Here is a 13,711-nt window from a genome sequence, read left to right as displayed (position 1 = left end):
AGCTCTTCAGCGCCGATGGTAGTTGGGGGTTTCCCCCTGTGAGAGTAGGACGTCGCTAGGCAGCTGAAAAGCTGATGGAATATAATCCATCAGCTTTTTTTGCTTTGTATAAATCATTTATATTTTCTAGAAAAATGTCTATTTTTAGTGGACAAGGGAGCAGATTGCTACTATCCTAGTTAGTCGGTTCTGCCCCTGATACGTGGTATGCAGACATGCCGCAAGCTTCTTGATGATGGTTGGATTGGCACACCTATTGCGGCCACTGCTTTTATGATGGGAAAAGGACCGGAGTCATGGCATCCCGATCCAAATTTTTTCTATCAAGAAGGTGCCGGTCCGATGTTTGATATGGGACCGTACTACTTAACAGGGTTAGTGAATTTATTAGGCCCAATCCGACGTGTAACAGGTTCTGCACGGATTTCATTTCCAGAGCGAAAAATTACAAGCGAGTCGCAATATGGAACCATAATTACAGTTAATATGCCAACGCATATTGCCGGAGTCATTGATTTTGCAAGCGGCGCAATCGGGACGCTGATTACAAGCTTTGATATTAAAGGCGGTTCTTCTGCATTCCCGTATATTGAAATTTACGGTACCGAAGGCTCACTCAAGGTACCGGATCCCAATACATTTGATGGTCCGGTGTATGTAAGACGAAACGGAGATGCCAATTGGAGCGAAGTGCCATTAACACATGGCTTTACCAAGCAAGGCCGCGGATTAGGCGTTGCTGATATGGCGTATGCGATTCGAACGGGACGAAAGCATCGGGCGAACGGAGGCTTAGCGTACCATGTACTTGAAGCAATGCATGGCTTTCATGATGCGTCAAAGGAAGGAAAACATTATCTGATGGAGAGTACATGCGAACGACCAGCTGCGCTGCCGCTGCATTTACCGGCCGACGCGCTGGATAGCTGATTGATAGGATAGCAAATTTTTGCTTACAAGTATAAGAAAAGCGGACAAGGCCCGCCTTTTATGGCAGCGTAGGGGTGAGCCGGAGTAAAAGGCGCTTTTTGCCTTTTGCAGGGGTTCAGCCCGGAGTCTGCCATTTTGGGCCTTGGGAGCTAGACCCCACCTCGAAAAGTTATACTTTCTTATCTTATCAAAAATAAAACCCATTGGCTGCATTGTTCCAATGGGTTTTACCTTTACACTGTATAAGGTATAAATTTCCAGCTAGAAGTCAATTCAACGTAGTCGGAAATATTAGGAATACAGTATAAATAGGGCTGCACCTCTGTCTTCGCCCAAGAGCGGGTCTCGCCAATCAGCGAGTTTTCTTTAGCCCTGCTTCGTATCAAGCGGCTTCAAGCGTGCTTCAATTTCTTTGCGCTGCGGCTCGAAAAATGGCGGCAGTGCGAGGGATTCACCTAAATGCTCTAGCTCTTCATCTGTATCAAAGCCAGGCCCATCTGTTGCGAGCTCAAATAGAATGCCGTTTGGCTCCTTAAAGTAGAGGGAGTGGAAATAGAAGCGATCCACAAAGCCAGAGTTTCCAAATCTAGCTTTCTTAATCCGTTCAATCCAAGCGCGCAGCTCTTCATCGTTATCCACGCGGAAGGCAACGTGATGAACGCCGCCGCGACCGAGACGCGCTGGCGGAAGGTCTGTCCGTTCCTCTACATGCACCTCAGCACCTGTTCCTCCTTCTCCTGTTTCGAACACAATAATATCAGGCTGGTTTGGCACGGAGGATGGATATTGTCCAACTTGTCGGAAGCCCATTAGCTGTGTTAAGACAGTGATTGTATGTTCAGCTTGGCGCACGGTTAATTGAACAGGTCCTAAGCCAAGAATGCCATACTTGCGCGGAATAGGGCTCTTTTCCCATGGGATGCCGCCTGCTACACCTTTGTTTGCTTCATCTGATACAAGAATTAGACGCTGTCCTTCAAAATCCTTAAATGCAAGAGTAGAACGACCTGCCCGTTCCTTAATCTCTTCATGTACGACACCCGCTTCTTCAAAGCGTTTCTTCCAGTAAGACAATGCCTCATCACTCGCTACACGAAGAGAAAGTGCTGAGATGCTGTTAATCCCTTCATAATTATGCCCAGCTCTTGGAATTTCAAAAAATGTTAGTTCTGTTCCCGGGTTTCCTTTTTCATCTCCATAAAATAAATGATAGACGGATGTATCGTCCTGGTTTACTGTTTTTTTCACTAAGCGCAGTCCGAGAGTTTTTGTGTAAAATTCAAAGTTTTTCGGAGCAGAAGCTGTAATGGCGGATACGTGGTGAATTCCTTTTAATTCCATTTAAATTCCTCCTAGCTGTATTTTCACTCATGTAATAGTTCTGTGCAATTTTTATATAAAGAAGAAGACTTGAAATTAACTAACTTTATGTAAGTTAATATACTATTATGGGATTGTTATGTCAACCTTTATATGTAATGGTCAGGAAGTAGTATATTTGTTCCACTGTAGGAAAGTATAAATTTCTAGCTAGAAGTAGATGCGACGTAATCGGAGGTTTTAGGAATACAGTATAAGTAGGGCTACACCTCTGTCTTCGCCAGGGAGCAGGGCTCGCCAATCGACGAGTTTTCTTTAGTTTCGCACAAAACTTTCATTACACACTTTTATCCAAAATGGAGAAAAGTATGCTATGATAATAATAACGAAGCCGCATACATGGGGGGAGTTGTATGAAAACGGACTTGAAAGTGTTGTGGGGAATTTTTTTAGTTTTTCTAAAAATCAGTCCTGTTACGTTTGGCGGAGGATATGCAATGATTCCTGCCATTGAAAGGGCGGTTGTCCGAGAAAAGAAATGGCTGAAGGCGGAGGATGTGACGGATGTGTTCGCTGTAGCGGGTTCTGTTCCTGGGGCGGTTGCAATTAATGCGGCTACCTTCACTGGCTATCGCATTGCGGGAGTTAGCGGCGCAATGGTCGCTATGATGGGAGTATTAGTTCCTACCTTTTTAATTGTTGTTGCGATTAGCCTTTCCTTCTTCTATTTAAAAGATAACCCAAAAATGACTGCTGCTTTTAAGGGTATCCGGCCAGCAATTGTTGCGTTAATTACATTCGCCGGATATAAAATTTGGAAGACTGCTGTTTTTGATAAAACAACATTCGTTACAGTTTGTGTAACGGTTTTCTTTTTATTAGTCCTACATGTTCATCCTGTTTTTATAATTATGTGCGGAGCAGCAGCGGGAATTGGATTTGTAAAGGTAAAAGAAAAGTTAGGATATGCGACTCGTTTAGATGAACCGAAGACAGAAGAAGTTCCTGATATTCATTATTTTATGGGCGCAGGTATATAAGAAGATGGAAAGAAGGAGAGAGTATGCTTTTATGGGGGCTGTTTAAAACGTTCTGTATGATCGGGCTCGTTTCGTTTGGCGGAGGCTATGCGATGATTCCTGTCATTGAAACAGAGGTTTCAAGAAACGGCTGGATGACGACCCAGCAATTTACTGATGCTGTTGCGATTGCCGGGATGTCGCCTGGCGCTATCGCAACGAATAGTGCGATGGTCGTTGGGTACCAAACAGCCGGTGTTCTAGGAGCGACTGTTGCTGCCCTTGGCATGATTTTGCCTTCCGTCGTTATTATCTTACTTGCTGCTGTCTTTTTTAACAAAGTTCATAAAAATAAAACGGTACAATCGGCATTTTACGGATTACGGCCTGTTGTAGTCGGTATGATTATTTATGCAGCGATAAAGCTGGCGCTTTCTAATGGAATGATGAATTCTATTTCTTATTATTCTATCAGTGCCTTCTTATTATTTGCGCTATCCTTATTTGCTTTAATGCGTCTGCGTATGCATCCTGTTTACGTGATTATCCTCGCAGGATTAGTCGGTGTAACCTTATATTCCTAGTCAAATAGGGGAGAGGAAGGAGAGGATGCTTGATGCTGAAGCACTTTTTGCAAGCAGACTTGAAAAAAGATAAAGAGCTAAAAGCATTGTATCAACTCATTCATAAGAAGGGACCGACTACAAAGGTCTGGTTGCTTGAGCAAACGAAAATGAAGCAAACGACACTGACAAGAATGATGGATGAGCTTCTTGGCAAGGGGTTGATTCGCGAGTGCGGATTCGGTGAGTCGAGCGGAGGTAGACCGCCTACCTTATATGATGTTGATGCAGGCAATCATTTTATCATTGGAATAGATATTACCCGTATTCAAACACGTGTGGTGTTAACCGATCTTCATCTTCAGCAGATAGAGAAAAAATCGTTTGCGATGACGGCTGAACATACGCCAGAGAGAACGGTTTCCGAAATCAAGAGCATTATTTCCGGATTCATGAAGAACTATCAATTTGCGCTGGAGGAATTGTTGGGCATTGGAATCAGCGCGGTTGGACCGCTTGACCGGAACGCAGGGGTGATTTTGCGTCCAGAAGCCTTTTACGCATCTAACTGGGTGCAAGTACCTATTGTTCAGCAGCTTCGGGAAGCATTTCCTGTTCAGGTACTTCTTCGCAATGGGGCGCATACAGCTATTATTGGGGAATCCTATCAAGAGCCTTTTGTGGGGGAGAATATTTTGTACTGTATAAGCGGCGAAGGTCTTCGCTGCGGCGTAATGACCAATGGTGAGTTGATCCAAAATAAAACCGGAGATGTGAGCGCCTACGATCATATGATTATTGAGGTAAACGGGCGTCCATGTGTATGTGGGAAAAAAGGCTGTATCACCTCTTATATGTCGCACAAGGCGATTCGACAAGAACTGGGTCAGCTATTGAACAGGAGTTCTATTACAGCAGAAGAGATGATGAAGCTGATCGAGAAGCGGCATCCTGCTGCTGTACAAGCGGTGATGCATTCTGCTTATTATTATGGAGTTGGAATTGCGAATATGGTGAATTTGCTGCAACCGGATGTTGTAATGTTAAGCGGCGCATTGATATACGGCTATCCAGAATACTATAATGCTGTTATTCATGCAGCTTTGCAGCATATGCACGATATAGAGCGGGGGCATGTTACTTTTACCCAAGGTGTGCTAAAGTCGGATGCAGCAGCTGTAGGGGCAGCTGTTTTGGCGTTTCAGTCATATTTTTGAATAGCGAAACTTTGGACAGAGTGTTTTCCAACACTCTTTTTTATACTTTAAGAAAGTATAAATTCCCAACTGGAAGTCAATTCGACGTAGTAGGGAATTTTAGGAATACAGTATAAGGGCAACCACGCATCTGTCTTCGCTAATTGGTAGGGCTTGATACATATTAAATGCTGAAAATGATAGAAAGAAGCTGATATGACAGTGGTGCTGTAAAATATTAAGTGTTCTAAAGGAGAATATGTATGTTATGCAACCGAATCAAGCTTTCGGTTGCATTTTTTGATTTTACTTGAAAATCTAATCACTGTATATTTTTTGTGCTACAAAAATTGTTTTCCCATTAGAAATGGTTTATGATTTTTTGTAGAACAAAAAATCTAAGGAGAACATATGAAAGAGCTGACATTCACATCATTTGAGCAGTATGAGCAATATATAAAAGAAAAAATGGCGCATAAAGCAAGAAAAAGAGGCTTGCAAGGTGATGCTTTGACTGAGTATTTGCGGAAGCATGAGAATGATGCGGCACGTATTTGGAAAGAGCACGACTGCCAGACATGGCTTGAGAAAGATGGTTATGTGACGATAGCTGTTTGGAGAGATGAGAGCGGGCAACGGAAAATTGGCAGAGGCAGACCGAGGAAGTCAGAATGTGAAAAGCTTAAGCATTCAATCCACGTTCGGTTAGATGAGGAAACATATCAAAAGCTCAGTCATTTTTGTATGGAACAAAATATTGATATTTCTGAGGCAATCCGGCTTTTGATCCGACGCATGTAATGTGGCAATCTTTTTGTTTTTTCGTAGTAGCTTTTAGTTAGGAAAGGAATGATTGAATATGGGGAATTCTTTAGTAAACTCAGTAGATAGCAATCTATCAAAATCTAAGCGATTATGGATTGCGGTTATATTAGGCACCTTGGCTGCATTCGGCCCGTTATCAATTGATATGTATTTACCAGCTTTGCCGGACTTGGCAAAAGATTTTCATACTAGTCCCTCTTTTGTACAGCTTAGCCTGACCTTTTTCTTACTAGGCCTTTCTTCAGGACAGCTGCTTGCCGGTCCGCTTAGTGATATATACGGACGTAGAAGACCGCTTCTCATTGGACTTAGCATTTACTTTGTTGCCTCTATTTTATGTGTATTTAGTCCTTCTATTTGGGCGTTTATTGTATTGCGCTTAATACAAGGCATGGCAGGAGCAGCCGGGGTTGTTATTTCCCGTGCTGTTGTCCGGGATCTTTACTCTGGTTCGGAGCTCACGAGGTTTTTTTCACTGCTTTCTCTAGTAAACGGAATTGCTCCTATTTTGGCACCTGTATTTGGCGCACAATTGCTGCGAATCGCACCATGGCAGGGAGTTTTTATCGTGTTAAGTTTTATCGGCTTTGCCATGTTTTTTGTCGTTATGTTCGGTTTGCCTGAAACATTGCCAAATGAGCGTCGTTTAGCGGGCGGTGTGAAAAATACGCTTCTTACGTTTGGAAATATTCTTCGTGACCGCAGCTTTATCGGTTATGCACTGTCACAAGGTCTTGTATTTGCCGCAATGTTTGCCTATATCTCGGGTTCACCGTTTGTTGTACAAAATATTTATGGAGCGTCTGCGCAAATGTTCAGCTTGATTTTTGCGATAAATGGGATAGGAATTATGCTGGCTAGTCAAATAACTGGCAGATTAGCCAATATCGTAGGGGAGACAAGGCTTCTGGTCACTGGCTTATGTGCATCCTCGCTAGGAGGCATCGCATTGCTTCTTGTATTATTGCTTCATGCAAGCTTATATGTCGTATTGATTCCCTTGTTCTTTGTCGTTGCAAGTGTTGGCATGGTAAATGCAGCTGGTTTTTCATTAGCTATGCAAAAGCAAGGCAAATCAGCGGGCAGTGCGTCGGCTTTGCTAGGGGTGATTTCGTTAGCCTTTGGCGGGATGGTTGCACCTCTCGTCGGAATGGGCGGTGAGAAGTCTGCTGTTCCGATGGGTATTATTATTGCGGCCTTAGGTTTTGGTGCTGTTTTATCTTATCTGATTTTAGTGAAAAAATCAGAAGCATTACGTGAGAACTCCATCTGATCATAACAGAGGATCGAAAATAGCATCACACTGTTGTAAATGGAAATGCACCCTAATCTACTTCGGTAGATTAGGGTGCATTATGTTTTTCTAGTATTACAACATGGAATTCGCCTTACTTACAATGGTGTAGCTATAGGTGAAGATGGGTTCGCCACTTGACCTTGATCGCTGATATCAGAATCATTCACACCGGTTGCCATCACGCTATTCGCAAAGGATAAATCGCCTAACGTAAAACAAGCACCCATCATTTTGCTGTTGGCAGTGTGACTGTTATGAACGGTTGGACCGATATCAATATTACCGTTTTGTGTTACGCCGTTGACTTTAATATTAAAGACATTTATTGCATATGGCATGAAATAAGCCTCCTAATTTTTCTTAAGTGTTTTGTTGTTGCTCAACAATTGGTGATTCTGTAGTACCGATATCAGATTGATCTACAAAATCGGGGTCCTGTACATTTAAATCCATATTTGCATGTATCGGGGACGTATCACCCACTGAGGTGGAATTCCCTAAAAATTTGCTATGGGCAGAGTGGCTATTATGGAAAGCAGGACCAATATTGATGGAGGCGTTGCTTGCCATGCTGTTTATTTTTACATTTTGGATGTTTATTAGAAGCATAATTTACCCACCTATCTTTTTCCGTTACACTTACCACAGTATATGAAGTTGTTTGAAAAGCGTTAAAGAATTAGGAAGGATTACAGCGGATCCTCAATATGTCAGTACTAAAGGCTCTAGACAACTAATATGATAAAGTAGCTGTGAGAGGAGGTCTGATATGAACCAGTATCGTTTGATTGGAGAAAGCATCAATGATTGCTGCGTAAGCTATCAGGAAATGAAAAAGGCTGTACAATCTGTGCTTCAAAATGGAAAGCAGGGTGAAATCTAGTGGCTGCCTTGTATGATATTATAGAAGCCGTTACAACTATATCTGAATCGTGTACACTCGCAACCCTTATTCGTGTGGAAGGATCGTCATATCTAAAGGAAGGCACAATGATGGTAATGAGAGAAGATGGCATGCGGCTTGGTATGCTGAGCGCAGGCTGTGTGGAGGAGGATCTTTATCATCACTCTCAGGATGTCACCTTCGACAAATGGTCTATCCATGAGTTTGATACGGGGGAAGAGGACGATTTATCATGGGGAATCGGTTGTAATGGAATACTTCATATATTGTTGGAGAAGGTGGATCCTTTTTATCGAGAATCTTTACGAAGAGCAAAAACGTATATGGATCAAGGGCTGTATGTTTGGATGGTGAAGCATCTCATAAAATCCAAAACTCTTTTTATAAGTGAAAACGGAGATATATTTGGAAGCTGGGCGGAAGACATTCCTTCCGTTTTAGAGCTGAGAAATGGGATTTACAAGGACATATACATGCAGTGCCTTCAGCCCCAGCAGCGTTTATTTATTTTTGGCGCGGGTGAAGATGCAAAGCCCCTGGTTCGTTTAGCGAAGGAAACTGGTTTTTTCACCACAGTTTATGATTGGCGTGAGGCATTGTGTACGCCGTTAAGCTTTCCTGAGGCAGACTCTTGCATAGTTGGCTTCCCAAGAGAAGTCATGCCTCGTTTAGACATTACAGAACGTGATTTTGTGGTGATTATGACGCATCATTTCAAACGAGATCAAGAAATTCTAACACTTCTCTTACAGAGAACATGCCGTTATTTGGGGATCCTAGGATCTAGGCAGCGTACCGCCCGGTTATTTAGAGAAATGGAAAAGCCCGCGTGGATATCTGCCCCGGTCGGTTTACCCATTGGAGCGCGGGGGCCCGCGGAAATTGCTGTAAGCATCATTGCAGAAATGATACAAATAGTGAGGATGGAGCATAATGAAAATAGTAGGAATATACTTGGCAGCGGGAAGCAGCAGGAGAATGGGACCAGGAATGCATAAGCTCTGTCTTCCTATGAAGGGGACATCGCTTGGAAATTTGGCACTGAATACTGCTCTTGCCTCGAGTTTGAGCGAAGTGATAGTGATTACAAATTTTTCCTCTTGGATTTTGGGAGGGGGACAGAAGGAAAGGATACATCTTCTTTCCTGTCAGAACGCATCCTTGGGGCAATCCTATTCCTTGCGCCAAGGGATTGAGAAAGCGGAAAGCCTGCAGGCGGATGGGGCAATGGTCCTGCTGGCCGATCAGCCGTTTATTACAGTTGAAACTTTGAATACAATCATACGGGAGTTCCAGCAGTGTCCGGAATTACAGTATGTAGCAGCAGCCTATCAAGATATTCCGCGACCTCCTGTTTTATTTTCCAGCAATATTTTTCCGGTTTTGAAAAAGCTGAAGGGCGATCAAGGAGCCCGTTTCATTTTTTCTGATCCTTCGTTTCGAGGGAAGGTCCTTCCGTATGATAATGCAAGGTTGTTTTATGATGTAGATACATGGGAGGACTATCATGCAGCTAGCCGTTCTTTTTTTTAAAGAAAACTCGCCGACTGGCGAGCCGTGCCCTTGGGCGAAGACAGAGGTGTAGCCCTACTTATACTGTATTCCTAAAATTTCCGACTACGTCGAATTTGCTTCTAGCTGGAAATTTATACTTTCCTACAGTGAAACTAAAATTACTGCAAAACAGGAAGGCTTTGCAGTGATTTTGTTTTATATATGAACAGTGCTTTCTGAAATGAGTGCAACGTCACTCGCTTTAGGCTGAGTGAAGAAAAAGATGAAGGAAATGATGAGCACCGCCATGAAGAAAATAGTAGTTTCAGATGGTTTAATCGTTGGAAGGTCCGTTAAAGACATCGATATCACTCCTTTGTTAGTTTTTCCACTAGTGCAGGGTCAACATAAAAATGCTGGGATACAATCTTTTGGAAAGAATTAAACTCTTTATTTACCTGACTCAAAGCGGACGGTTCAGTTCTCGAAACCCCAAAGATAGGTCCGCTGACAGTAAGTGTGAATCTTTTTGAAGAAGTAAATGTTCCTAATACTCGAATCTGATCGTGAATCAATAATGCAGCTATAATAATATCTATGATATCAATAAACCAACTAGCTATTCGATTTTTTTGTTTACCCTCTAGCCGGCTAATTCCGGTGAGCGGTCCTCCTATTGAAATGCGAAATCCTCCCGGGGTAACAAATACGCCTATAATTGTAATTTGGCCAGTCAATAATAATATGGCTGTTATGACATCAATGTTCCGCTGAATGAAGCTAATGGTTTGTTTCTCTTTTTCTAGGGCGTTGTTTTCCAAATTTACCACATCCTTTATTAGTTTCCAGCAGAAGACTCCCGTTTCAAACCTGTAATGGGCATAACCCAGTGATAATTGGGAGATGTGCAACACCATCGCAACACGTATAGGGTGAAAAAAGAGAAGCATCCATCATTCCTTGTAAGGGAGTGTGAGCTCTCCCTATTGCCCTATGAGAACTCTGTATTTCGCTTCCTAGGAAGAAGATACGGAATCCCCCACCTTAGACCAACGGAAATCCCCTTGTGGGAAAGGAGCATTAGCGAGCAGGTGGTGGGCAGTTCAAGGTGGGATACTGTATTCTATGCTGAAAATGGATTCGTGTTATTAACCTATTTTTATGTGGAATGAACAGTACATACATCGGTTTTACAACAAGCTATAATCAAGCATATCCCTGCTGAAATCCAGCAGGGGCTTTTTTTACACTTTAAGAAAGTATAAATTTTTAGCTAGAAGACAATTCGACGTAGTGAGAAATCTTAGGAATAAAGTATAAGTGCAACTACGTCTCTGTCTTCGCCCAAAGGCAGGGCTCGCCAATCGGCGAGTCTTCTTTATGTTTTCTAACTGTTTAGGAGAGAATAAAAGGGATTTAAACAAGGATAAAACAGACAAGTAAACAAAAGTTAACAAAAACAAAAAAAGGTATTTAAAAATAAAAAGATCTGTTATATAATGAATTCAAACATAAACAAACTATAAAAATTAAAAAACAAACATAAACAAAGGTGGTAAATCAAAATGGTAAAAAGCCTATGGCAAGCAGAGCAAGCAGCACAATTGCAGCAAGGGGTAGAAGAATTAGCATACCGCTCCAATTTAATTGGAACAGATCGTTCTGTATGTAACTGGGGTGGCGGCAATACATCAATGAAAACAATCGAGAAGGACTTCCGCGGCCGCGATGTAGAAGTAATGTGGGTAAAAGGAAGCGGTTCCGATTTAGGAACAATGAAGGTTCAACATTTCACTGGCCTGCGTATGGAAGATATTCGTCCACTGATCGAGCGTGACGAAATGCCGGATGAGGAAATGGTGGCATACTTGGCAAACTGTATGATTGACAGCAAGCATCCACGCGCATCCATCGAAACATTATTGCATGCATTCCTGCCATTCAAGCATGTAGACCATACGCATCCAGATGCAATCATCGGCCTTTGCTGCGCAGATAACGGCAGACAGCTGGCGGAAGAAATTTACGGCAATCGCTTCGTTTGGGTACCATATATTCGCCCTGGCTTCACATTATCCAAAATGATTGCGGAAGGTGTAAAAAACAATCCGAACGCTGAGCTTGTATTAATGGAAAAGCACGGTCTTGTTACGTGGGGTGAAACGTCCGAAGAGGCTTATGCAAAAACAATCGCAATTATTAATGAAGCTGAAGCATATATTAACGATCGCATTGAAGAAGAGAAAGTATTTGGCGGTCAAAAATACGGAGCACTTGCTGCTGAAGAGCGTAGAAACATCTTGGCACAAGTTATGCCTGTTATCCGCGGTGCGGTAAGCGACGAAAAGAAAATGATTTTATCTTATGACGATGCAGAAGATGTACTTCAATTTGTAAACAGCCACAATGCACCTGAGCTTTCCCAAGTTGGAGCAGCTTGCCCTGACCATCTTGTGCATACAAAACGTACACCATTGTACATTGACTGGAACCCACAAACTGAAGATGTAAACAGCCTAATTGAAAAAGTGAAGGCTGGCGTTGCAAGCTTTAAAGAAGAGTATGCAGCATATTTTGAACGCAATAAACACGAAGGCGACAAAATGTTTGAAGCAGCTCCGCGTGTTATTCTAATCCCTGGTATCGGTATGGTGAACACAGGCAAAAATTTAGCAATGTCACATGTAAGCGGAGCCCTGTATCACCGTGCAATTGCAGTTATGAAGGGCTCTACAGCATTAGGTGAATTTGTATCCTTAAACGAAAATGAATCCTACAACGTAGAATACTGGCCATTAGAGCTTTACAAATTAACACTTGCTCCAGCTGAGGCTGAATTCTCTCGTAAGATTGCCTTTATTACAGGCGGTGCAGGCGGAATCGGCAGCGCAACAGCACGTCGTTTTGTATCCGAAGGTGCGCATGTTGTATTAGCTGACTTGAATCTTGAAGGCGCACAAAAGGTTGCGGCTGAAATCAATGAAAAGTATGGTGAAGGCCGTGCGATTGGCGTGAAAATGGACGTGACAAGCGAAGAGCAAGTACAAGCAGCATTCGCAGAAGCAGCTCTAGCATACGGCGGTGTAGATATTATCGTCAATAACGCAGGTCTTGCAACATCCAGCCCATTCGATGAAACATCTCTTAAAGAATGGAACTTGAATATGAACGTGCTTGGAACAGGCTATTTCTTAGTAGCACGTGAAGCATTCAAGCAAATGAAAGTGCAAGGTGTTGGCGGAAGCATGGTATTCGTTGGATCTAAAAACTCTGTGTATGCCGGCAAAAACGCAGCAGCATACAGCTCTGTGAAAGCACTTGAAACACATTTGGCACGTTGTATTGCAGCAGAAGGCGGAGAATATGGCATTCGCGTAAACTCTGTATTGCCTGATGCAGTATTACAAGGTTCAGCAATTTGGGGATCAAACTGGCGTAACGAACGTGCCGCAGCATACGGCATTGAGCCTGATCAATTAGAAGAGCATTACCGTAAACGTACAACATTGCTTGTTAATATCTACCCATCGGATATTGCGGAATCTATCGCATTCTTCGCATCCTCCAAGGCAGAGAAAACAACAGGCTGCATGATTACAGTTGACGGCGGTGTACCAGCAGCATTTACTCGATAAGAAGCTGTAATAGTGTTTATTTGCCCCTATAAATAAAGAAGCAAAAAGGACGAATCCGAAACCATGGATTCGTCCTTTTTCTAGCCTTTTAAGAGAGTATAAATTTCCAGCTAGAAGCTAATTCAACGTAGCAGGAAATTTTAGAAACAGAGTGTAAGTACCACTACGTTTCTGTCTTTGCCCGGAGGCAGGGCCCGCCCATCAGCAAGTTTTCTTTAGTAATGAATTCCATGGATCCCTTATCGAGTAATTCAATGTTATCATTGAATTACTTCACCTACGCCCTTCACAAAATTGAAGTAGGGTACTATTCTAGCAAAGTCTGATAGAAAAATGCTTATAGGTTGTATAATATCAAAATTGGTCATATGGATATGAAGGGGATGTTATTAGCTATAACGAATACAAAGCATAATGAACGAGGATCACGGATTTCTGTATCTGCTGTATTCAATTGCCACAGCATTGTTGCAGCTCATTTTTCTATTCAAAAGGTTGTTTTTCTTTCTTTGTGTTATAATGGGGTTA

The 13,711-nt window shown here is 42.5% G+C and carries 13 protein-coding genes and 1 pseudogene; 9 read left to right on the top strand and 5 right to left on the bottom strand.

Going from position 1 to position 13,711, the window contains the following annotated elements; translation table 11 throughout:
• Positions 1-179: 179 nt before the first annotated feature.
• Positions 180-930 (top strand): annotated as a pseudogene (locus AAHB12_RS08920) (Gfo/Idh/MocA family protein); the annotation flags it as partial.
• Between the two features lie 366 nt (positions 931-1,296).
• On the opposite strand, the gene AAHB12_RS08915 reads toward AAHB12_RS08920, so the two are convergent.
• Complete coding sequence (locus AAHB12_RS08915; protein WP_129729823.1) at positions 1,297-2,271, bottom strand: ring-cleaving dioxygenase; 975 nt, start codon at positions 2,269-2,271, stop codon at positions 1,297-1,299.
• 392 nt (positions 2,272-2,663) lie between these two features.
• On the opposite strand from AAHB12_RS08915, the gene AAHB12_RS08910 reads away from it, so the two are divergent.
• The 5 genes from AAHB12_RS08910 to AAHB12_RS08890 all read left to right on the top strand — a co-directional run bounded on the left by AAHB12_RS08910 (position 2,664) and on the right by AAHB12_RS08890 (position 7,126).
• The gene (locus tag AAHB12_RS08910; RefSeq protein ID WP_342045017.1) at positions 2,664-3,290 is read left to right on the top strand and encodes a chromate transporter; all 627 of its coding nucleotides are present in this window, start codon (positions 2,664-2,666) and stop codon (positions 3,288-3,290) included.
• 23 nt (positions 3,291-3,313) lie between these two features.
• Complete coding sequence (locus AAHB12_RS08905) at positions 3,314-3,853, top strand: chromate transporter (protein ID WP_129729827.1); 540 nt, start codon at positions 3,314-3,316, stop codon at positions 3,851-3,853.
• A 32-nt stretch (positions 3,854-3,885) separates the two neighbouring features.
• Positions 3,886-5,049, top strand: coding sequence for an ROK family protein (locus AAHB12_RS08900; RefSeq protein ID WP_342045016.1), 1,164 nt, complete (start codon positions 3,886-3,888; stop codon positions 5,047-5,049).
• Between the two features lie 390 nt (positions 5,050-5,439).
• The gene (locus tag AAHB12_RS08895; protein ID WP_342045015.1) at positions 5,440-5,829 is read left to right on the top strand and encodes a hypothetical protein; all 390 of its coding nucleotides are present in this window, start codon (positions 5,440-5,442) and stop codon (positions 5,827-5,829) included.
• Between the two features lie 58 nt (positions 5,830-5,887).
• Positions 5,888-7,126 carry a multidrug effflux MFS transporter gene (locus tag AAHB12_RS08890; RefSeq protein ID WP_129729833.1) on the top strand — a complete coding sequence of 413 codons (1,239 nt, stop codon included), beginning with the start codon at positions 5,888-5,890 and terminating at the stop codon, positions 7,124-7,126.
• 119 nt (positions 7,127-7,245) lie between these two features.
• Here AAHB12_RS08890 and AAHB12_RS08885 read toward each other — a convergent pair whose 3' ends face one another.
• Both AAHB12_RS08885 and AAHB12_RS08880 read right to left on the bottom strand, forming a co-directional pair.
• Positions 7,246-7,488, bottom strand: a complete 243-nt coding sequence (locus AAHB12_RS08885) for a spore germination protein (protein WP_129729835.1) — start codon at positions 7,486-7,488, stop codon at positions 7,246-7,248.
• Between the two features lie 22 nt (positions 7,489-7,510).
• Positions 7,511-7,759, bottom strand: coding sequence for a spore germination protein (locus AAHB12_RS08880; RefSeq protein WP_246040304.1), 249 nt, complete (start codon positions 7,757-7,759; stop codon positions 7,511-7,513).
• A 273-nt stretch (positions 7,760-8,032) separates the two neighbouring features.
• Here AAHB12_RS08880 and AAHB12_RS08875 point away from each other — a divergent pair, with 273 nt between their 5' ends.
• Together AAHB12_RS08875 and AAHB12_RS08870 are read left to right on the top strand one after the other, a co-directional pair.
• The gene (locus tag AAHB12_RS08875) at positions 8,033-9,052 is read left to right on the top strand and encodes an XdhC family protein (RefSeq protein WP_342045014.1); all 1,020 of its coding nucleotides are present in this window, start codon (positions 8,033-8,035) and stop codon (positions 9,050-9,052) included.
• Complete coding sequence (locus tag AAHB12_RS08870; RefSeq protein ID WP_342045013.1) at positions 8,988-9,587, top strand: nucleotidyltransferase family protein; 600 nt, start codon at positions 8,988-8,990, stop codon at positions 9,585-9,587. Before AAHB12_RS08875 ends, AAHB12_RS08870 begins: the two co-directional genes overlap by 65 nt.
• Before the next feature lie 177 nt (positions 9,588-9,764).
• On the opposite strand, the gene AAHB12_RS08865 is transcribed toward AAHB12_RS08870, so the two are convergent.
• Both AAHB12_RS08865 and AAHB12_RS08860 read right to left on the bottom strand, forming a co-directional pair.
• Positions 9,765-9,911: a hypothetical protein gene (locus AAHB12_RS08865; protein WP_165350859.1), complete on the bottom strand. Its 147-nt coding sequence runs from the start codon at positions 9,909-9,911 to the stop codon at positions 9,765-9,767.
• Positions 9,912-9,916: 5 nt separating this feature from the next.
• A complete protein-coding gene (locus AAHB12_RS08860; RefSeq protein ID WP_129729843.1) occupies positions 9,917-10,378 on the bottom strand; it encodes a hypothetical protein in 462 nt (153 codons plus the stop codon).
• Between the two features lie 735 nt (positions 10,379-11,113).
• Here AAHB12_RS08860 and AAHB12_RS08855 point away from each other — a divergent pair.
• Positions 11,114-13,183 (top strand): bifunctional aldolase/short-chain dehydrogenase, encoded by a 2,070-nt coding sequence (locus AAHB12_RS08855; protein WP_129729845.1) that lies wholly within the window; start codon positions 11,114-11,116, stop codon positions 13,181-13,183.
• Positions 13,184-13,711 lie beyond the last annotated feature (528 nt).

The organism is Bacillus sp. OTU530 (genome assembly GCF_038440375.1).
Note: the sequence above shows the minus strand (reverse complement) of the source record. Positions and strands in the feature narration are given on the sequence as shown.